Below are 22,405 nucleotides of genomic sequence, written 5' to 3'. Positions count from 1 at the left end.
CCGCTGCGGGCAGTACGCGCAGCAGCCGCCACAGAAAGCGAAGTGTATTGCCGGAACGGTGGGAAGATTCATTATCTTAAATTATGTCGTAGTTTATATCAATAACAACAAACAATTAACCAATAAATATAAAAAGTAGAAAGGAAGATTATAATGGCAAAAGTACTATATGAAAACGATATTCAAAAAGAGGTTTTACAAAATAAGAAGATCGCAATTATCGGCTATGGTTCACAAGGGCATGCACATGCGAAAAACTTAAGAGATAGTGGGTATGATGTTGTAGTCGGACTAAGACCTGGAAAATCACAGCAAAAGGCGCAAGAAGATGGTTTTGCACCATACACAGTAGCAGAAGCCGTTAGTGGCGCAGATGTTGTTATGGTTCTTTTACCAGATGAATCACAACCGAAAGTATACGAGGACAGTATCAAACCGAATTTGAAAGCAGGAAGTGCGCTTGCATTCGCTCATGGGTTTAACATTCACTTTACACAAGTAGTGCCTCCAGAAAATGTAGATGTATTTTTAGTCGCACCGAAAGGACCAGGGCATTTGGTAAGAAGAACGTATGAAGAAGGAGCAGGCGTACCAGCATTATACGGTGTATATCAAGATGTTACAGGAACGACGAAAGAGTTAGCACTTGCATATGCGGATGGAATTGGTGCAGCAAGAGCAGGTGTACTTGAAACAACTTTCCAAGAAGAAACAGAAACCGATTTATTCGGGGAGCAAGCAGTATTATGTGGCGGACTTACAAGTTTAGTTAAAGCAGGTTTTGAAACGTTAACGGAAGCGGGTTATCAACCAGAAGTAGCATACTTTGAATGTTTACATGAGATGAAATTGATTGTTGATTTGATGTATGAAGGTGGTATGGAAAACATGCGCTATTCCATCTCAGATACAGCACAATGGGGAGATTTCGTCTCTGGTCCACGTGTAATCAATGGCGAAACAAAAGAACGGATGAAGGAAGTATTAGATGATATCCAAACTGGGAAATTTGCTAAAGGATGGATTTTAGAAAACCAAGCAAACCGCCCGCAGTTTAATGCAATTAATGCGAAGGAAACAGCACATCCAATTACGAAAGTAGGCCAGGAATTACGTGCATTAATGCCATTTGTTAACGACCCAATTAATAAAAAGGAAAAGGAAGGGAAAGTCCATGTCACGAATTAAGATTTTCGATACAACACTTAGGGACGGGGAACAATCACCTGGTGTAAATCTTAATAAACTAGAAAAATTGGAAATTGCTAAGCAGCTTGAGCGCTTAGGTGTGGATATTATGGAAGCAGGGTTCCCTGCTTCCTCAAAAGGAGATTTTGGGGCGGTTAAATTAATCGCAGACACGATTAAGGATACGTCAGTTACAGGGCTTGCAAGAACAACGAAATCAGATGTTGATGCGGCGTGGGATGCATTAAAAGGCGCAGCAGAGCCAAGATTACACTTATTTCTAGCAACGTCACCAATCCACATGACATATAAATTGAAAATGACCCCTGATCAAGTGATCGAACAATCGGTAAACATGGTTTCCTATGCTAGAAGTAAATTTCCACAAATTGAATGGTCTGCAGAAGATGCAACACGTTCGGATTGGAATTTTCTAGCACAAATTATTGAAAAAGTAATTGATGCTGGTGCAACCGTAATTAATTTACCTGATACGGTAGGTTACACGACCCCAGCAGAATACGGCAAAATGTTTCACTTTATCAGAGAAACCGTGCCGAATATTGATCGGGTTAGCTTATCCTGTCATTGTCATGATGATTTGGGGATGGCTGTTGCTAATTCAATTGCTGCTGTTGAAAATGGTGTGACACAAGTTGAAGGGACAATTAATGGAATTGGCGAGCGTGCTGGAAATGCTGCATTAGAAGAAGTAGCCGTGGCACTAAAAATAAGATCTGATTTTTATGCGAATGAAACGGGACTGAAGTTAAATGAAATTAAGCGCACAAGTGACCTCGTTTCCAAGTTAACTGGTATGTATGTGCAAGCAAATAAAGCAATTATTGGTCGTAATGCATATGCACATGAATCTGGGATACATCAGGATGGTGTGTTAAAGAATACGGAAACCTATGAAATTATTACTCCAGAGTTAGTCGGTGTAAATTCAAACACATTATTTCTAGGAAAGCATTCTGGTCGCCATGCGTTTAAGGATAAGGTGCAGGAATTTGGGATTGAACTTACAGATGAGCAATTAAAAGCTGCATTTCAGCAATTTAAACAATTAACAGACCATAAAAAAGAAGTAACAGATGACGATATTTATACGATTGTAATGGAAATTAAAACAGAGGCAGCTGCTGTGAATAAATATCTATTGGAATCATTCCAAGTGCAGTACGGAACATCGAACATTCCTACTGCTACCGTATCGATCAAAACACCAGATGGAGATACGGTGCAGACAGCTTGTACTGGAAAAGGTAGTGTAGAGGCCCTATACAACACCATTGGAACATTGATGAGAGAGGAATTAAAACTATTAGATTATCAAATCAATTCTGTTGGTGGTGGAAAAGACGCCCTTGCCGAATCACATGTCCAGCTTTCTGTTAATGGGGAAGTAATGAATGGAAGAGGAACTGCACAAGATGTCCTGGAAGCTTCGGGTAATGCCTTTTTAAATGCGGTAAATCGCTACATTATTAAACAACAATCTATCAAACAAAAGGCTGTAGTGAAATAACATTTGAGGTAATTTGATGTAATGCACTAACCAGCCGTTCCGGCAATACACTCCGTTTTTCGGGCGGCTGGTGAGCCTCCTCTGTGCTAACGCACTACGTAGTCTTACCTAGGCCTCTCCTACCGCAGGAGTCCACGTGTATTGCCTCCACTGTGTTTGTGCCATTCAACTCCTGAAATTATTATTGCTAACATTATGGTTGATTGTAGCGGAAAGCGTACTGGCTGCCCAGAGCGGAAATCAACGTGCACTTACTTCGCAGTTTATATCAACTCCGAAGAATAAAAGGCAAGAAACTTAGAAAAGAGCCTTTGTTATAAAAGCTCACAACCTATATAAGGGAGGAAATCGATAATGAATAAACAAATTATCCTTCTTCCAGGGGATGGTATTGGAAGAGAAATTATAGATTCAGCCAAAGTTGTTTTAAATTCGGTTGCGACTGAATTTGGCCATGAATTCACTTTCCATCAGCATGCAATAGGTGGAGATGCAATTGACAGGTTCGGTACACCTCTTCCAGATGATACGGTGAAAGCTTGTAGGAACGCAGATGCAATTCTCTTAGGTGCTGTCGGTGGGCCGAAATGGGATACCGTTCCAGCGAAAATGAGACCTGAAAAGGGATTGCTCGGAATTCGTAAGTCTCTAGGCCTATTTGCTAATTTACGTCCAGTAAAAGGATTTAAACCGTTGCTTCACGCCTCACCATTAAAAGAAGAAATTATCAATAATAGTGATATCTTAATCGTTCGTGAACTAACAGGTGGGCTCTATTTTGGAACACCAAGTGAGCGTACGGAGGATGGAAATGCGGTAGTTGATACTCTTTCTTATACACGATTTGAAATGGAAAGAATCATAGAAAAAGGGTTTGAAAGTGCACGAATACGGAGAAAGCATCTTACATCTGTTGATAAAGCAAACGTACTTGAATCTAGTAGACTATGGCGTGAAATTGTTAATGAAAAAGCAAAAGATTATCCAGATGTTACGGTAGAACACGTGTTAGTTGATGCATGTGCGATGAAACTAATAACGAATCCAAGCGAGTTTGATGTGATCGTAACCGAGAATTTATTTGGAGATATTTTAAGTGATGAAGCATCCGTCCTAACAGGGTCACTCGGAATGCTGCCATCTGCAAGTGTTCGTACAGATGGAGTTGGGCTATATGAACCCGTTCATGGCTCTGCACCAGATATCGCAGGACGTGGAATCTGCAATCCTTTAGGAATGATTTTATCAGCAGCATTAATGCTCCGTTTCTCTTTTGGGATGGAAGAGGAAGCATCAGAAATAGAAAGAGCAGTAGGTGCTTGCTTAGAACAAGGTTACCATACAGCTGATTTAAGAATAAAAGACGGAAAACAAGTAGGAACAAAAGAGATAACAGAAATTGTATTAGAAAACCTAACATCAAAAAGTGTCTCAGATAGCATTAGCAATATGTATAGTTGATTGGAGGGGCGAAAATGGGAAAAGCCAAAACAATAATCGAAAAAATTTGGGAGAAACACGTTGTTAGCCGTGAAGAAGGAAAACCAGATTTACTTTATATTGATCAGCATTTGGTCCATGAAGTAACATCGCCACAGGCATTTGAAGGTTTGAGGTTAGCAGGGAGAAAGGTACGTCGCCCTGACCTTACATATGCAACAATGGACCATAATGTTCCAACGAGAAATCGTGATGAAGTGAAAGATCAAATTGCCAAAAGGCAAATGGAAACATTGCGTGATAATACACAAGAATTCGGTATAAAACTTGCAGATATTTTCCATCCAGATCAAGGAATTGTTCATGTTATTGGGCCACAGTTAGGTCTCACACAACCAGGAAAGACAATTGTTTGCGGGGATAGTCATACCTCGACACATGGGGCATTTGGTGCGCTAGCTTTTGGAATCGGAACAAGTGAAGTAGAGCACGTACTTGCAACACAAACAATTTGGCAAGAACGTCCAAAGACATTGAATGTACATGTGCAAGGGAATTTAAGTCCTGGCGTTACAGCAAAAGACTTGATTTTAGCAATTATAGCTAAGTTTGGTGTGCGATTTGGAACAGGTTATGTCATGGAATATACTGGGGATGCCATTCATAAGTTATCAATGGAAGGACGTATGACCATTTGTAATATGTCCATTGAGGGTGGGGCTAGAGCAGGTCTAATTAGTCCTGATGAAAAAACGGTTGAATTCCTAAGAGGTAGGGAATATGTTCCGAAAGGGGAAGCTTTTGACAAGAAGGCAGAGGAATGGCTTGCACTTGCAACAGATGAAGGTGCGACATATGACCATACCGTTGTGATTAATGCGGAAGAAGTGGAACCACAAGTATCATGGGGGACGAATCCGAGCATGTGTGTACCAATTAGTGGTAGTACGCCAAGTCTTGATGAAGTGGAGCATAGGGATGATGTGAAACGTGCATTAGAATACATGGGACTAGAAGAGAATCAGTCGATTACCTCGATTGAAATTGATCATGTTTTTATTGGCTCTTGTACCAATTCCAGGCTAAGTGATCTTCAAAAAGCAGCATCCATTATTGAAGGGAAAACCGTCAAAGATGGCGTAAAAGCAATCGTTGTACCGGGTTCATTCGGTGTGAAATTAGAAGCGGAGAAACTGGGGATTGACCAAATTTTTAAAGCGGCAGGATTTGAGTGGCGTGAATCGGGATGCAGTATGTGCCTAGGTATGAATGATGACATCGTTCCTCCAGGTGGACGTTGTGCATCAACATCGAACCGCAATTTTGAAGGACGACAAGGAAATGGTGCCAGAACGCATCTTGTAAGTCCAGAAATGGCTGCAGCAGCTGCTACCCACGGGCATTTTGTTGATGTTCGTAAATTTTCTGCTGGCGTACTAAACTAGGAGGTGAAGTAGGGATGGAAGCCTTTAAAAAGCATGATGGATTTGCATTTCCATTAAATCGTACAAATGTTGACACCGATCAAATTATTCCGAAGCAATTTCTGAAACGAATTGAGCGAACAGGTTTTGGTGCGTACCTTTTTTATAATTGGCGTTTTGATAATGAAGGGAAGAAGCGTGCTGATTTTGACTTAAATAAGAAACAGTTTGATGGGAGTTCGATCCTATTAGCAGGTGAAAACTTCGGTTGTGGATCATCTCGTGAGCATGCGCCGTGGTCATTATTGGATTATGGATTCAAAGTCATTATTGCGCCAAGTTTTGCAGATATTTTCCATAATAATGCATTAAAAAATGGCTTACTTCTTATCCAAATGGAGGAAAAGCAAATGTTAGAATGGATGAAACAGGCAGAAGATGGTACATTTAAGTTAAGCGTAGACTTAGAAAATCAAACAATCACAGATGAGGAAGGAACCGTGGTGGGATTTTCTATTCCTGCATATCATAAAGAAAAGCTATTAAATGGCTGGGATGATATTGCATTGACTTTACAATTGAAAAAAAAGATTGAAGATTACGAGAATGCGAGATTAGTTTAAGACCAGATCATAAGGAGTGAGTAAGCTTGGGGATTCTATAAATGGTGACTTAGTTCACAAAGCATGGAAGCGGTTAGCGCATATTGTGCATCGTACGCCACTTGTTACATCCGAAACAACGAATAGATTAGTCGGGAAACATGTTTACTTTAAGATGGAAAATCAACAGAAAACAGGTGCATTTAAGTTTCGTGGAGCAAGTTATAAACTGATGCAATTAACAAAAAAACAACTTGCGAAAGGTGTAATCACGGCATCAGCGGGTAATCATGCACAAGGTGTGGCTTTGGCTTCTAAAAAGCTTGGAGTAAAAGCGACTATTTTTATGCCTGTGAACACACCACATGCGAAAGTAAACGCAACGAAGAATTACGGGGCAGAGGTCGTACTCATAGGTGAAAGCTTTCAAGAGGCTTATCGAGCAAGCTTAGAGCGTCAATTAATAAGTGGTGCTGAGTATATTCATCCGTTTAATGATTATGAAGTGATGATTGGTCAAGGGACGATGGTAATGGAAATGCTTCGGCAAGAGGACAGATTAGATACGATTCTTGTTCCGATAGGTGGCGGCGGGTTAATTAGTGGCGTTGCGGTCGCAGCGAAGCATGTAAATCGCAATATAAAAATTATTGGCGTACAAGCAAGTGGTGCTGCAGCAATGTATAATAGCTATCATAGTAAATCGCTTCGGACGTTAGACAGGGTTCAAACGATTGCTGAAGGCATTGCGGTCAAAGAGCCAGGTGATTTAACGCTACCAATCATAAGGAATTATGTAGATGATATTGTAACTGTTTCGGATGAAGAAATTGCATCTTCTATCGTATATATGCTAGAAAGAAATAAAACATTGGTAGAGGGTGCAGGAGCTGCAGCGCTGGCTGCTTTATTTGCCCATCATGAAAACATTCGTTCACGTCATTGTGGTGTAATTATAAGTGGTGGAAATCTTGACATTGGATTCATGTCTAAGATCCAGGAAATGGCGAATAGGCTTGGTAGTGAAAAAAATAATACATTTATGGCTTTATAGATTCAGCAATAGCCCATTGCCGGTAACTTGGTAATGGGTTATTTCCTTTGGATGTTTTCTTATTGTTTGTTGCTTTTTATAGTGTGCAGTTTATGTAAATAGTGGATTTGTTTAATTCAGAATAGTTTTGCTCTCGTTCACGCTTATTAATGTTATGTGCTGCTATTCGCTGCGGCGGAATGCTTCGCGGACCTTAGGGCACGGCCTCAGCCCTCCTCGCGAGCAAAAAACGCTCACTGCGGGGTCTTCGGACACGTGCTGTTCCCGCAGGAGTCTACGCATTCTGCCTACGCTATATTGAGTGCTCTAGATGTTATTAAAGCTATCGAACATAAAATTACGTTCTGGGCAGTTTTTCTTCCCAAAAGCATCGTTTTTTTGTGGAAATCAAGTAGAGCAGGAGCTTAGTGGAGGAAAGACACGAAGACTCCTACGGGAGGATAGGCCTAGGTGAGACTGCGTAGTGCGTTAGCACGGAGGAGGCTCACCAGCCGCCCGTGGAAAGCGAAGTGTCTTTCCGGAACGGTGTATTTAGGAAAACTCTGAATTAAAGAGATCAACACTCTATATAAAGAGTGTAATTAAAACAATCTTATAGAAAACAGCCTTTCCTTTAATAAATCAGCTCATCCATTCATAAGATGATGAAAGAAGGACAAATATACGTTTTCAACTTGTAAATAGTGAAAACGTCTTCTGAAAAAAAGGAGCTGGTTATAGCAATGTATAGAAATCGAAACAGCAAAAAACTCACTTTTTTTCTCTTAATCATTATTTTACTTTCCATCATTGTCTTTATTTTCTCACGAATAATCTTTTCTGATAAAAGCCAAGCAGAGCGTGCAGTGGAAAAATTTTATGAGTATGAGCAAGCTGGAATGTTTTCAGAGTCATGGGAGATGTTTCACCCTTATATGCAAGAAAAATTTACAAAAGGTGATTATATTGAGGACCGTCCCCATGTATTTTTTAATCACTTTGGGGTATCGTCCTTTTCCTTTTCAATTGATGATGTAGACAAGGTGAAAGACTGGTTCATAGAAGATGTAAAAGAACCAATAGCTCTTGCATATGAAATGACCGTATACCAGCGTTATAAGGGGAAATATGGGAATATGACAATCTATCAATCTGTCTACGCGACGGAAGTTGATGGCGAATGGAAAATACTTTGGGATTATAATTAATGAGGTGTTTTGTATTGTATGAAAAGATATAAGATCCGAATTTGATGTCAGTCGCCTATTCATTAAATTAAGTTCTTGACCCCTGATTCGTTCAATCTCATATTCAAGCACTCAATTTGTCAATCAGGCGCTCGTACCCTTAACGAAGGATCACGACCACTCAGCACCTGAACGAAAGGGATAATAAAACATACGAATAGATTTATAATCAAAAAATGCCACCTAATGTATAAAGGTGGCGTTTTTTTGTATAAATATAAACAAACGAGTTGTTTTTTCACTGCTAATTTTGATAGCAGAGTAATGGGGATAATTTAGTAGACAACAAAATACTGCAATTTTCACAGATTGGAATGAAAAAAATATCGTTGTTATAAAACAGTCGTAGATATTGATTTTATAGGACTTTTTCAGTAATGTACGACAAAAACAAACATCCATTTTTTGTAAATTCTATAAAATATATTGATTTTCTGAAAATATTAACATATAATTCATTATAACAATTTTGCAAATTATTAAATTTACTTTACAATTAAATTTCTGATTATAACAAAAAATAATATATTTCTGTTTTATTAATGTAATGTGAATAATTTGCGAAATAAAAATACTGAAGAATTAAAAAATGGTTTCATGGATTAATGTCGTCCTATTTTTTATCGTGAAAAGTCTTAATAGTATAATAAATGACCCTTAGCATGTGGTCTAAAAATATTAATTACTAGGGGGATTACTTTGAGTAACAAGTTACTAGAACTTAAAAATCTCAAAACATCATTTCAAATCGGTGACGAGTATTATGCAGCTGTTGATGATGTAACATTAACTGTTAATAAAAATGAAGTACTTGGAATTGTAGGTGAATCTGGATCAGGAAAAAGTGCACTTGCATTTTCTGTAATGGGCTTACATACACGTGCAAAAATTGAAGGAAATATCTTATTTAACGGAAAAGATATTGCAAATATTACCCCACAAGAATTGAATAGGCTGCGTGGAGATGAATTGGCAATGATTTTCCAGGATCCTCTTACAGCATTAAATCCACTTATGGAAATCGGCGATCAAATAGCGGAAACGTTAATTTTACATAATCAAAACATGTCGCAAAAAGCAAGAAAAGAACGTGTTATTGAACTTTTAAATATGGTAGGGATACCAAGGCCAGAATATGTATATGAACAATTTCCACATGAATTATCTGGTGGGATGAGGCAGCGTGTTGTTATTGCGATTGCAATTGCAAACCAACCAGAACTGCTAATAGCAGATGAACCTACAACCGCACTTGATGTTACGATTCAAGCACAGATTTTAGATCTCATCCGAAAGTTGAAAAACGATATGCATTCGGGTGTCATACTTATTACCCATGACTTAGGCGTTGTTGCAGAAATGGCTGATCGGATAGCGGTTATGTATGCAGGACAAATTGTAGAAGTCGCAGATGTACACACCCTTTTTGAAAATCCGAAACACCCGTATACAAGGTCACTATTGAATTCAGTACCTGCAGATGGACAGGACAAGCTCCATGTCATTCAAGGGATTGTACCAGCACTACAAAATTTACCAAGAGAAGGCTGTCGTTTTTCTGAAAGAATTCCGTGGATAGATGCCACACATCATGAAGTAAATCCAGTACTGCATGAGGTAACACCAGGGCACTTTGTTCGCTGTACATGCCATAAACATTTCTACTTCCCAGATAAAACAAAGGAGGCCGAATTACATGGCAATTCTAGAAGTTGAAGATTTAAAGGTATATTTTCCGATTAAAGCAGGGATATTTAACCGAACAGTCGATCATATCAAAGCGGTCGATAGTGTGTCCTTTTCCATTGAAGAAGGGAAAACATATGGACTTGTTGGGGAATCAGGTTCAGGAAAAACAACAACAGGTAGAGGGATTATCGGACTAGAAAATATAACAGCAGGTAAAATATTATTTGATGGTGTGGATATAACGGATAAGAAAAGTAAAACAAAGGATATAAGAAGAGATATGCAAATGATTTTCCAAGACCCATATTCTTCCTTAAATCCTAGGAAGCGAGTCTTTGATATTATTGCCGAACCGCTACGAAACTATGAAAGCTTATCGAAACTAGAAGAAAAGAAGCAGGTTCAGGAATTATTGCAATTGGTTGGTTTAAGTCCAGAAAGTATTTTAAAGTATCCACATGAATTCTCTGGTGGTCAAAGGCAGCGTATTGGAATCGCAAGAGCAATTGCTTTAAAGCCAAAATTAATCATTGCGGATGAACCAGTATCTGCATTGGATGTTTCCGTACAAGCACAAGTTTTAAACTTTATGCAGGATATCCAAAAAGAACTTGGTCTAACGTATTTATTTATCAGTCATGACCTTGGTATTGTTAAGCATATGTGTGACGATATTGCAATTATGTATAAAGGGAGATATGTGGAACAGGGGACGAAACACGATATATTCAACAACCCGCAGCATATTTATACAAAACGTCTTGTATCAGCAATACCAGATATTAATCCGAGAAATCGTGAAAAACAGTTCAGATTTCGCAGGGATGTACAGAAGGAATATGATGAGTCATACGATGATTACTTTGATGATAAAGGATTGGCATACGGCTTACAACCTATATCCGATACGCATCTAGTGGCTTTACCAGAGAGAGGGTGATGAATAAATGTGGAAGTTTATCGTTAGGAGACTATTAATCACGTTTCCTCAAATCATTTTACTTAGTGTATTGATCTTTTTAATGGCCCAGGCAATGCCAGGTGATGCATTAACTGGTGTGATTGATCCCAATGTATCGCTTGAAGAAAAGGAAGAGCTTAGGGAGAGATTAGGGTTAAACGCCCCTTGGCACGAGAAGTATGCGGATTGGGTAGGTGGAATTGTACAAGGTGATTTTGGGCAATCCTTCCGCTTTAAGATGCCTGTAACGGAACTATTAGAACAACGACTCATGAATTCATTTTGGCTTTCATTAATGACATTATTGTTTACATATCTTATGGCGATTCCACTTGGAATTATAAGTGGGCGTTATAATGACACATTACTTGATTCATCGATCACAGGATATACTTATTTGGGGTTTGCAACACCACTATTTATCTTTGCGCTCGTAATGCTTTGGGTGTTCGGTTATCAATTAGGCTGGTTTCCGACAAGTGGAAGTGTAACTCCAGGACTTGAACCAGGGTCAATGGAATATGTGATAAGTAAGTTTAATCACTTATTACTACCTGCTTTGTCGATGGCACTTATACAAACCGTTTCAACGGTTCAATATTTGCGTAGTGAAATTGTTGATACAAAACAAAAAGAATTTGTCATCACTGCTAGAGCAAAAGGTGCTTCAGAATCAAGAGTTTATAACAAACATATATTTAGAAATTCCTTACTACCAATCGCAGCTTTCTTTGGATATGAGATATCTTTTCTAATTTCAGGTACGATCTTCGTTGAAAAAATCTTTGGTTATCCGGGAATGGGACTACTTTTCCTAGAATCCATTCTCTTACGTGATTACAGTGTTGTAAATGCAGTTGTCTTAATATTTGGTGTAGCGGCAATATTAGGTGCACTATTATCTGATATTATTCTGAGCATTGTTGACCCACGTATTCGTATTAAATAAGAGAAGCATAGGTTACCTGTTATTTTGTCACAAAGAAGGTTTGCACTTGACAATAAGATAGACTCTGAGGTGATTAAAAATGGAAGCAAATAATGTGAATATAGTAGAGCAAACACAGGATCCTTCAAAGAGTCCATCAGGATTAAGAATTCTTTGGAGGGAACTTGTCAGAGATAAGTTAGCCTTATTTTCATTAATTTTACTAACGTTAATTGTCGTTTTTGTATATGGTGTTTCAATTATCTTGGATCAAGATGAAATTGTTACGGTTGATTTATTTGCTATACACGAAGCGCCATCTGAAGATTTTATTTTAGGAACAGACTATGGTGGACGTGATGTGTTTGGTCAATTAATCATTGGTACCAGAAATTCACTTACAATTGGAATCGCAGTTACATTGATTAGTGGAATTATTGGAATTGCCTTTGGGCTAGTTGCTGGTTACTTTGGTGGACATACCGATAACACGATGATGCGAGTACTGGATTTCTTTCAAATACTTCCTTTCACAATGCTTGTCATTGTGTTTGTATCTATCGTACCAGATTACACCATCTTGGCGTTCTCCCTCATTATGGCCGTCTTTAGTTGGATGGGAATAGCAAGACTTATAAGGTCTAAAGCATTGCAGGAAAAAGAATTAGATTATGTACAGGCATCGAAAACGCTTGGAACATCTAATACGAAGATTATATTTAGAGAAGTAATGCCAAATATTAGTTCTTTAATTATCGTTACGATGACATTGAATTTAGCAGCAAATATTGGTATTGAATCAGGACTTTCATTCTTAGGATTTGGTTTCCCTGAAAGTACACCAAGTCTTGGAACACTACTAAGCTATGCAACGAATCCACAAACACTTGAATTTAGATGGTGGATTTGGGTGCCAGCTGCAGTACTCATTTTAGTTCTTATGTTAGCCGTACGTAATGTTGGTGAAGCTTTAAGACGTGCCACTGATTCAAGACAAAGACGAGGTTAATGTCAAAAGCGCAAGTGCCTATTAGCGACGGACGGACTGCGCCTACATCGTTTATTGGTGGTTCAAATTTAATCGAACATTCCTTTGTAGGAGATTAAAGGAAACATATGCCATTATGGGGGATGCCGACGTTGGCTTAAGCCTGCTGTTAATCGGCCTTCCTTAAAATTTGAGTCGATGCCTGCTTTAGATTGTCATGAGGTTAGGGATGTCTCTCTACAGATTTAGCGCTGGAGTTAGACGCGACTATATTTAAGGAGGTGAGTGCTACATAACTTGTGGTATGACCCATCATTCAGTTACTAACATTGGTCATTTCCTACGATCGATGTTTGTATAAAAGTCAGTATTTACTGACATAAAACAAAGAAGTATAAAAAAAGGGAGGTTACAAGGATGAATAAGACAAGTAAGTGGCTTTTAGCCCTAATGCTTGCAATGGTGCTAGTATTAGCAGCATGTAGTGGTGGTGATGAAGAAGCAGATGGTAATGAATCTGAAGAACCAGACACAACAGAGGAAGAAGGTAATGAAGAAGAACCAGCGGAAGAGGAAGAACCTGCTGAGGAAGAAGCTGCCGATGATGGTTTAGTTTCGATCGATGATTTTGGTGTAGACAAAACGAATGCTGGTGAAGCAATCGATGGTGGTACATTAAATTTCGGTTTAGTAACTGATACAGTATTTGAAGGGATCTTGAATTGGACATTTTATGAAGGTGCCCCTGATGCTGAGATATTGCAATTTTTCGATGAATCTCTTTTAGCTATTGATAATAACTTTAACTTTACGCAAGATGGTGCTGCTACTTGGGAAATGGTAGAAAATGAGGATGGTTCCGTAACTTTCGAAATCACAATCCGTGATAACGTTAACTGGCATGATGGGGAGCCAGTAAAAGCGGAAGATTTAGAGTTCTCTTATTTAGTAATTGGTGACCCAGCATATGAAGGTATGCGTCGATATGCCCTTGATGGTGTTGTAGGTGCAGAAGAATATATGGCTGGAGAAGCTGATTCAATTTCAGGTATTGAAATTGTAAGTGATAAACAAATTAACATCACATATGCAGAACCAAATCCATCGCTACTTGCGAGTGGTATTTGGGCTTATCCTTTAGCAAAACATATTTTTGGTGATATTCCAGTTGCAGAAATGGTAGAATCTGATGAAGTACGTGTAAACCCAATTGGTTTTGGTCCATTCAAAGTTGAATCAATTGTTCCTGGTGAATCTGTAAGCTATACTGCAAACGAAGATTACTGGCAAGGTGCTCCAAAGCTTGATGGTGTAACCTTAAAAGTTGTAGCACCTACAACAGTAGTTCAAGCTTTAGAAACTGGCGAAGTTGACGTAGTGGATACCTTCCCAACTGACCAGTATGTAGATACAGTAGATCAACTTAACAATGTTGAGTTCTTAGGACAAACGGACTTAGCTTATACGTATATTGGTTTTAAATTAGGTACCTTTGATAAAGAAGCTGGTGAAAACATAACGGATCCAGATGCAAAAATGGCTGATGTAAACCTACGTCGTGCAATGTGGCATGCTGTAGATAATGATTCTGTTGGTCAACAGTTCTATGATGGACTTCGTTGGGCTGGTACAACGTTAATTGTTCCATCATTCCCTGATTATCATGATCCTTCAGTTGAAGCGCCAAGTTACGATCCAGAAATGGCCAAGAAAATCTTGGATGAAGCTGGATATGTTGATGTTAACGGCGATGGTATTCGTGAAAATCCAGAAGGTGAAGAGTTAGTAATGAACTTTGCATCGATGTCTGGTGGAGACACTGCAGAACCACTTGCTCAATACTATATTCAAGCATGGGAGCAAGTTGGACTAAAAGTACAGCTTTTAGATGGTCGTTTACATGAAATGAATAGTTTCTATGATCTTGTAGAAAATGATGATCCTTCAGTAGATATTTACCAAGGTGCATGGGGTACTGGTTCTGACGTGGACCAAAGAGGATTATACGGACGTACTGCAGCATATAACTATTCTCGTTATACTTCTGAAGAAAATGATCGTCTATTAACAGAAGGTGCATCTGCAGCTTCGATGGATGTAGAATATCGTAAAGATATCTACAAAGAATGGCAAGAATTAATGGTTCAAGATATTCCTGTATTCCCTACATTATATCGTTCTGTACTTGTCCCAGTTAACGAACGTGTAACAGATTATTCTATTCAATGGTCTTGGGATGATTTACATGAAGTTGGTGTAACATCTGAAGAAGCAATTGTTGCTGAATAATATTTGAAATTAGGAGACTCACTATTTATAGTGGGTCTTCTTTTTAGATTTTAATAAAATTCTAAAATTCGACAACTTTCGACGGGTGACAGGCACCTATTAAAAGGGCTATAATGAAAGAAATGGATATGGGAGGAAAGATAGATGTTAACGGAACAAGATCAATTAAAGAAGTTAGTCGGTCAAGAGGCAGCACATTACATAAAAGATGGCATGAAAATAGGGTTGGGTTCAGGGTCAACCGTTTACTGGATGATAAAAATGCTAGGTGAACGTGTAAAAGAAGGCTTACATATTGAAGGGATCCCATCCTCTAATCAAACGGCTGAGTGGGCCAAGGAATTTGGCGTTCCATTAACAGATTTTTCAAAAGTAGAAGGGCTTGATGTTACAATTGATGGGGCAGATGAAGTCGATGGTAACCTTAATTTAGTTAAAGGTGGCGGTGGTGCACTATTTAGGGAAAAAGTCATTGCTAAAGCTGCTAAAGAGCTTATTATTATTGTAGATGAATCAAAAGTCGTAGAGAAATTAGGAGACTTTCCTTTACCGGTAGAAGTTTTACCGTTTGGCTGGGAAATGACTGCAGCTAAAATAAAGGAGTTAGGTTGTGAGCTAACTGTCCGCTCGAAAGATAACGAAGTATATGTAACGGATAATGGCAATTATATTCTAGATTGCCAATTTGGAAAAATAGAGAACCCAGAAATGCTTGATCAGGAATTAATTCAAATAGTCGGTGTGGTAGAAACTGGATTGTTTACAAATATGACTGATAAAGTCATTGTCGGCAGTAAGGATAAGGTTAGTTTACTAGAAAGAAAATAATAATAAAATAAGAGAGCTTCTTATTCGTAAACGGATAAGGAGCTCTTTTTGAGGTAAAAAGGCAGTAGCACTAACCATAGCATTCGACAAAATTCGAGGAGTGACAGGCACCCTGTAACCATTTTTGTTTGGGCGCATACGATAATTCGTAGCTAAAAGAAAGGATGACTCACATGTGTGGAATTACAGGGTTTGTTGATTTGCGAGCAGATGCCAGGTCGAAGCAATCAATATTAGAGAAGATGACAGAAACATTGTCACTCCGTGGACCTGATGATACGAGGTATTGGATAAATCAACACACAGCATTTGGACATAAACGTTTAGCTGTTGTCGATCTTCAGGGTGGTAAACAGCCAATGAGCAAACAGAAGAATGGTTTCACATATACGATTTTGTATAATGGTGAACTTTATAATACAGAAGATTTACGAAAAGTCCTCCTACAAAAAGGATATGAATTTCATTCTACTTCTGATACAGAGGTTTTACTTACAGCTTACATGGAATGGAAAGAAGATTGTGTAGAATACCTAAATGGTATTTACGCATTTGGTGTGTGGGATGAGGATAAAGAACAGCTCTTTATGAGTCGAGATCGTTTAGGTGTAAAACCGCTTTTTTATCATGAAACAGAAGGACGTCTTATTTTCGGTTCAGAGTTAAAAGCGATTTTAGCCCATGATGATGTGGAGGCAGAAGTGGACCTCCGTGGCTTAGCTGAAATCTTTGGGCTTGGGCCATCGAGAACTCCAGGGCACGGACTTTTCAAAGGCATCAAGGAATTACGTGCAGGACATTCTTTAACATTTACAAAGGCAGGTTCCCTAAATCTATGGCGTTACTGGAATGTAAAAAGCAAAAATCACCATGATGATATAGAAGAAACAGCTGAAAAAGTAAGAGAATTATTTGTTGATGCGGTAGAACGTCAATTGGTAGCAGATGTACCTGTTTCGACATTTTTATCTGGTGGCGTTGACTCCAGTGCAATTACAGCAATAGCCGCCAATTATTTTAAGGAACAGGGGAAAAAACTTGCAACATTTTCTGTTGATTATGAAGGAAATGAAGAACATTTTAAATCAAGTAAATTTCAACCTTCAAGTGATCGACTGTTTATTGAGAAAATGGCAACACATTTTGAAACAGATCACTATGATGAAGTTATTTCTGGCTATGACCTAGCAGCATACTTGAAAGAAGCTGTTGAGGTTCGTGATCAGCCTGGGCAGGCAGATATTGACTCATCATTGCTATGGTTTTGCCAGCAAATCAAAAAATATTCCACCGTTTCTTTATCTGGTGAATGTGCAGATGAAATATTCGGAGGCTATCCTTGGTTCCAGGACCCAACACTGGCAGAAGAGGCTTTCCCGTGGATGAAGTCACTTGATTCTAGAATCGATTTACTTCATCCAGAGTGGCAAGAGAAATTGGACTTGAAGACATATGTCCATGATCGTTACAAAGAAACAATAAACGAGACACCAAAATTAGCTGGGGAAAGTGAAGCGGATGCAAGACGCCGAGAACTATTCTATTTGAATATGCATTGGTTTATGGCTCAGTTATTAGATCGTAAAGATCGTATGAGTATGGGGGCAAGTCTTGAAGTGCGTGTTCCATTCGCTGATCACCGCTTAGTAGAATACGCTTGGAATATTCCATGGGAAATGAAGAATTTGAACGGTAGAGAAAAAGGGATATTACGTAAGGCTTTAGAGGGGATTTTACCTGATGAAATCCTATATCGTAAAAAAAGTCCATATCCACGTACGTTTCAACCAGAATATACGGAACAAGTTGTAAAATGGATGGAGGAAATTCTTGCAGATCCAAATGCACGTTTATTTGAATTTATGAAACGTGAGAAAGTGGAAGCAATTGTGAAAAGTGAAGGGAAAGAATTTAAAGAACCATGGTATGGTCAATTAATGAGAGGACCGCAATTAATCGCCCACCTTTGCCAAATTGACCATTGGCTAAGGACGTATGATGTGAAGGTAAGTGAATAAGTTTAAGAGAAGGGACCTTGCTTTGGTAGGGTTCCGTTTGCTTCTATTGGTAAATGGAAACTCCTAAACTTTCAAAATACTTTAATGAACTATTCCTCTGTTTCCTTTATAATGGGAAGTAAATACATATCAGGAGGAATGAGGGAATATGAGTTATTTTGCAGTGTTTCTACCAATGAAAGATGAAGAAAAAAGTAAAGCATTTCGTCCAGCCCATCTATCATTTTTAGAGGAAAAAGAAGAGGAAGGCTTTATTTTCGCCAAAGGTCGTTTTGCTGACGGTTCTGGTGGGCTTGTTATATACAAAGGTGAGATTATGGAACAAGTAGAAGAATTGGTAAAACAGGATCCATACGTTGTAAAAGGTGCGAGAGACTATGAAATTCGTGAATGGGTAATGAGTTCAAAGGCAGTTTTACCTGAATAGAGATTAAAAAAGCTGTCTATTGTAGAAGGTGATAAGCCCTTGATAGACAGCTTTTTAGATTATACTTTTTGCAGTATTCTTTCCATTGCCATACCTAATATTTTTTCCGCATTTTTGACACGCTCCGTTGTTGGAGGTTCGACAGCTTCTAATGGATAACGTAAACCTAAAGCTTCCCATTTGTAGACACCAAGTTTATGGTAAGGTAATACTTCTACTTTTCTGACGTTCGTTAAATTACGAATGAAATCAGCCAACCTTATTAAATCTTCATCATGATCACTGTGCCCAGGAACAAGTACGTGACGTAGCCAAACGGGAATGTCTTTCTCTTTTAAATAATTAGCAAATGCTAGAATATGTTCATTGGAAAGACCTGTTAGTACTTTATGCTTTTCTGGATCAATTTGTTTAATATCTAATAGGACTAAATCTGTTAGTGAAAGAAGCTCGTCCAAAGATTCTAGAAAACTAGGAGAAGTAGAAAAACATCCTCCAGCTGTGTCAAGTGCCGTGTGAATCCCACGTGATTTCAGTTCTTTAAATAATTCTATTAAAAATTTCGTATGCAGTAGTGGTTCACCGCCACTAACAGTTACGCCTCCGCCAGATGACTTGAAAAAGGGGAGGTATGTTTCAATATCTGCTACCAACTCATCAACGGTTACTTGCTTGCCGTCACTCATTTTCCAAGTATCAGGATTATGGCAAAATTGACAACGTAGTGGACAACCCTGCATAAATATAACATAGCGTAGGCCTGGGCCATCTACCGTTCCACATGTTTCTACAGAATGAATGCGACCTTTCATTGTAAAACCTCCCCTGATTCTTTAGCTGCTACTTTTCTTGCCTGGGTTTGAGGCTGGCACATAATTAAAACCTTCCATACTAAAGCCGAACATGATAGGATATGAATCTTAGAATATTACCTTTCTATAATTGAATGTAAAATGATAGTTGATGTAAAGTGTGGACTATTTGAATTCAAGCAATTAAGCTCTCGCTTACACTTATGATTGGTTTATGTCGTCATTCGCTGCGGCAGAATACTTCGCTTTCCACGGGCACGGCCTCAGCCCCCTCGTGACGCAAAGAACGCTTCTTCCTGGTCTTCGGACACGTGCTGTTCCCGTAGGAGTCTTCGTATTCTGCCTCCGCTATGATACCTGCTCTAGATATTTTTATAGTTATAGTCCATATAATCACGTTTCGGACAGTTGTTTTCTGTAAAAAACAGCATATTTCTAATTTTAGACAAGTAAAGCAGGCACCTAGTGGAGGAAACACACGTAGACTCCTACGGGAGGATAGGCCTAGGTGAGACTACGTAGTGCGTTAGCACGAAGAAGGCTCACCAGCCGCCCGTGGAAAGCGAAGTGTGTTTCCGGAACGATGTGTTTTGCACAATACTGAATTAAAGAGATCCGAAGTCTATACAACATCCGAATTAATTTAAGATGTAATGGAAGGTTTTGAATCATCGTTTGTATTTATTTAAAATAAATTAGCCTTTGTCCTAGACTCTTTTGTTCTTATTTCCTCTCATGGAATGTGCGGTTAATAACATCAATTTGTTGTTCTCTCGTTAGTTTAATAAAGTTAACAGCATAGCCTGATACACGAATCGTTAATTGTGGATATTCTTCTGGATGATCCATGGCATCGAGCAATGTTTCTCGGTCAAATACGTTCACATTGAGGTGATGTCCACCTTTCATTGTATATCCATCTAACATTCCTACGAGATTTGCCGTTCTTGTATCTTCATCTTTTCCTAGTGCTTTCGGAACGATGGAGAATGTGTTACTGATCCCATCTAATGAATCCTCATATGGTAATTTTGCGACAGAACTTAGGGATGCTAATGCACCTTTCTTATCTCGTCCATGCATTGGATTTGCACCTGGAGCAAATGGTGCACCAGATCGTCTGCCATCAGGAGTGTTTCCTGTCTTTTTCCCATAAACAACATTCGATGTGATTGTTAATACGGATTGTGTTGGAATCGCATTACGGTATGTTTTATGTTGTTTTACTTTATTCATAAAAGACTTCACAAGGTATACAGCGATATCGTCAGCTCTGTCATCATTGTTTCCGTAAGTTGGGTAGTCACCTTCGACTTCATAATCAACTGCATAGCCCTCCGCATTTCGTAAAACTTTTACATTTCCATACTTAATGGCACTTAAGGAATCAGTAGCTACAGAGAGCCCAGCGATACCGCAAGCCATTGTGCGTAAAACATCTCGGTCATGTAGTGCCATTTCAATGCGTTCGTAGCTGTATTTATCGTGCATAAAGTGAATAACATTTAATGTATTTACATATAATCCCGCTAGCCAGTCCATCATTCGGTCGTATTTTTCCATTACTTCTTCATAATCTAAGTAATCGGAAATAATTGGTGCATAGTGTGGTGCAACTTGTTTTAATGACTTTTCATCAACACCGCCATTTATGGCATAGAGAAGTGCTTTCGCTAAATTTACCCTAGCACCGAAGAATTGCATTTGTTTTCCAATTTCCATTGCAGACACACAACAAGCAATTCCGTAGTCATCTCCATATTTATCACGCATGAGGTCATCGTTTTCATATTGGATGGAACTTGTCTTTATCGACATTTTTGCACAATAACGTTTAAAGTTATTTGGTAATTTTTCCGACCATAGTACGGTTAAGTTTGGTTCTGGTGCTGTACCTAAGTTATCTAAGGTGTGTAAGAAACGGAATGAGTTCTTCGTAACAAGGGCTGTTCCGTCTTTCGCAATTCCACCGATAGATTCTGTTACCCATGTGGGGTCACCACTGTAAAGCTCATTGTATTCTGGTGTTCTAGAAAATTTAACTAAGCGTAGTTTCATTACAAAATGGTCAACAATTTCTTGTACTTCTTTTTCCGAAATGCTACCATTTTTTAAGTCACGTTCAATGAAAATATCTAAGAAAGTAGAAACCCTACCTAAACTCATCGCTGCACCATTTTGTTCTTTGATTGCAGCAAGGTAACCAAGGTATAGCCATTGGAATGCTTCCTGTGTGTTTGTTGCAGGGCCAGAAATATCGAATCCGTATGACGCACCTAATTGTTTTAATTCGTTGAGTGCACGAATTTGTTCAGAGATTTCTTCACGGTCACGAATGACATCTTCTGACATGATACCATTTTCCCCAATGGAAGCGAGTTGCTCTTGCTTATCTTCAATTAGTCGATGAACGCCGTATAGTGCGACACGCCTGTAATCTCCAATAATTCGTCCCCTACCATATGCATCTGGTAGACCAGTAATAACACCAGCGCTTCTTGCTGCTCTCATTTCTGGTGTGTAGGCATCGAATACACCTTGGTTATGTGTTTTTCGGTAGTTTGTAAAAATATGCTGTACTTCTTCGTCAACCTCAAATCCATAAGACTCAGCAGCAGTTACAGCCATACGAATTCCACCAAATGGTTGGAGAGAGCGTTTAAACGGTTCGTCTGTTTGTACGCCAACAATCTTTTCCTTCGCTTTGTCTAAATAACCAGGTCCATGTGATGTAATTGTTGAGACAATTTTTGTGTCCATATCGAGAACGCCACCATTTTCACGTTCCTTCTTTGTTAAATCCATCACATGATTCCATAAATCAAGTGTTGCCTTTGTTGGTCCAGCTAAGAAGCTTTCGTCACCAACGTATGGAGTTATATTATTCATAATAAAATCACGTACATTAATTTCAGATTGCCATTTTCCACCTTTAAAATCCAACTTCTTTTGAGCAGTTACTGTCATTTGATAACCCTCCTAATTTGTAACAAATATATT

The 22,405-nt window shown here is 38.8% G+C and carries 17 protein-coding genes; 15 read left to right on the top strand and 2 right to left on the bottom strand.

Going from position 1 to position 22,405, the window contains the following annotated elements; translation table 11 throughout:
* Positions 1 to 153 precede the first annotated feature (153 nt).
* The 15 genes from ilvC (at position 154) to D8M05_RS06760 (ending at position 18,593) form a co-directional block, all read left to right on the top strand.
* On the top strand, positions 154 to 1,188 hold the full coding sequence (gene ilvC / locus D8M05_RS06830) for a ketol-acid reductoisomerase (protein ID WP_121129982.1): 1,035 nt from the start codon (positions 154 to 156) through the stop codon (positions 1,186 to 1,188).
* A complete protein-coding gene (locus tag D8M05_RS06825; RefSeq protein ID WP_121129980.1) occupies positions 1,175 to 2,719 on the top strand; it encodes a 2-isopropylmalate synthase in 1,545 nt (514 codons plus the stop codon). The genes ilvC and D8M05_RS06825 overlap by 14 nt, the downstream gene beginning before the upstream one ends.
* A 354-nt stretch (positions 2,720 to 3,073) precedes the next feature.
* Complete coding sequence (gene leuB, locus D8M05_RS06820) at positions 3,074 to 4,180, top strand: 3-isopropylmalate dehydrogenase (protein ID WP_121129978.1); 1,107 nt, start codon at positions 3,074 to 3,076, stop codon at positions 4,178 to 4,180.
* 14 nt (positions 4,181 to 4,194) lie between these two features.
* On the top strand, positions 4,195 to 5,604 hold the full coding sequence (leuC, locus tag D8M05_RS06815) for a 3-isopropylmalate dehydratase large subunit (RefSeq protein WP_121129976.1): 1,410 nt from the start codon (positions 4,195 to 4,197) through the stop codon (positions 5,602 to 5,604).
* A gap of 14 nt (positions 5,605 to 5,618) precedes the next feature.
* Positions 5,619 to 6,206: a 3-isopropylmalate dehydratase small subunit gene (gene leuD / locus D8M05_RS06810; RefSeq protein WP_121129974.1), complete on the top strand. Its 588-nt coding sequence runs from the start codon at positions 5,619 to 5,621 to the stop codon at positions 6,204 to 6,206.
* A gap of 16 nt (positions 6,207 to 6,222) precedes the next feature.
* A complete protein-coding gene (gene ilvA, locus D8M05_RS06805; protein WP_121129972.1) occupies positions 6,223 to 7,239 on the top strand; it encodes a threonine ammonia-lyase in 1,017 nt (338 codons plus the stop codon).
* Positions 7,240 to 7,961: 722 nt separating this feature from the next.
* Positions 7,962 to 8,426, top strand: coding sequence for a hypothetical protein (locus tag D8M05_RS06800; protein ID WP_121129970.1), 465 nt, complete (start codon positions 7,962 to 7,964; stop codon positions 8,424 to 8,426).
* A 738-nt stretch (positions 8,427 to 9,164) separates the two neighbouring features.
* Complete coding sequence (locus D8M05_RS06795; protein ID WP_121129968.1) at positions 9,165 to 10,181, top strand: ABC transporter ATP-binding protein; 1,017 nt, start codon at positions 9,165 to 9,167, stop codon at positions 10,179 to 10,181.
* On the top strand, positions 10,162 to 11,094 hold the full coding sequence (locus D8M05_RS06790) for an ABC transporter ATP-binding protein (RefSeq protein WP_121129966.1): 933 nt from the start codon (positions 10,162 to 10,164) through the stop codon (positions 11,092 to 11,094). Before D8M05_RS06795 ends, D8M05_RS06790 begins: the two co-directional genes overlap by 20 nt.
* A gap of 7 nt (positions 11,095 to 11,101) precedes the next feature.
* Positions 11,102 to 12,064 (top strand): oligopeptide ABC transporter permease, encoded by a 963-nt coding sequence (opp4B, locus tag D8M05_RS06785; RefSeq protein WP_121129963.1) that lies wholly within the window; start codon positions 11,102 to 11,104, stop codon positions 12,062 to 12,064.
* A gap of 79 nt (positions 12,065 to 12,143) precedes the next feature.
* Positions 12,144 to 13,052: an ABC transporter permease gene (locus D8M05_RS06780; RefSeq protein ID WP_121129961.1), complete on the top strand. Its 909-nt coding sequence runs from the start codon at positions 12,144 to 12,146 to the stop codon at positions 13,050 to 13,052.
* Positions 13,053 to 13,448: 396 nt separating this feature from the next.
* On the top strand, positions 13,449 to 15,320 hold the full coding sequence (gene opp4A, locus D8M05_RS06775) for an oligopeptide ABC transporter substrate-binding protein (RefSeq protein ID WP_121129959.1): 1,872 nt from the start codon (positions 13,449 to 13,451) through the stop codon (positions 15,318 to 15,320).
* 144 nt (positions 15,321 to 15,464) lie between these two features.
* Positions 15,465 to 16,148 carry a ribose-5-phosphate isomerase RpiA gene (gene rpiA, locus D8M05_RS06770; RefSeq protein ID WP_121129957.1) on the top strand — a complete coding sequence of 228 codons (684 nt, stop codon included), beginning with the start codon at positions 15,465 to 15,467 and terminating at the stop codon, positions 16,146 to 16,148.
* Positions 16,149 to 16,321: 173 nt separating this feature from the next.
* Positions 16,322 to 18,166 carry an asparagine synthase (glutamine-hydrolyzing) gene (gene asnB / locus D8M05_RS06765; protein WP_121129955.1) on the top strand — a complete coding sequence of 615 codons (1,845 nt, stop codon included), beginning with the start codon at positions 16,322 to 16,324 and terminating at the stop codon, positions 18,164 to 18,166.
* Positions 18,167 to 18,314: 148 nt separating this feature from the next.
* Positions 18,315 to 18,593 (top strand): YciI family protein, encoded by a 279-nt coding sequence (locus D8M05_RS06760; protein WP_121129953.1) that lies wholly within the window; start codon positions 18,315 to 18,317, stop codon positions 18,591 to 18,593.
* A gap of 59 nt (positions 18,594 to 18,652) precedes the next feature.
* On the opposite strand, the gene pflA is transcribed toward D8M05_RS06760, so the two are convergent.
* Both pflA and pflB read right to left on the bottom strand, forming a co-directional pair.
* Complete coding sequence (pflA, locus tag D8M05_RS06755; RefSeq protein ID WP_121129951.1) at positions 18,653 to 19,405, bottom strand: pyruvate formate-lyase-activating protein; 753 nt, start codon at positions 19,403 to 19,405, stop codon at positions 18,653 to 18,655.
* 723 nt (positions 19,406 to 20,128) lie between these two features.
* Entirely contained in the window at positions 20,129 to 22,372 is a 2,244-nt protein-coding gene (gene pflB / locus D8M05_RS06745; RefSeq protein WP_121129947.1) for a formate C-acetyltransferase, read from the bottom strand.
* Between the last annotated feature and the right edge of the window lie 33 nt (positions 22,373 to 22,405).

The sequence above is a fragment of the Oceanobacillus bengalensis genome, assembly GCF_003628445.1.
GTDB classification, from domain to species: domain Bacteria; phylum Bacillota; class Bacilli; order Bacillales; family Amphibacillaceae; genus Oceanobacillus; species Oceanobacillus bengalensis.
This window is presented reverse-complemented; position numbering and strand designations above follow the sequence as displayed.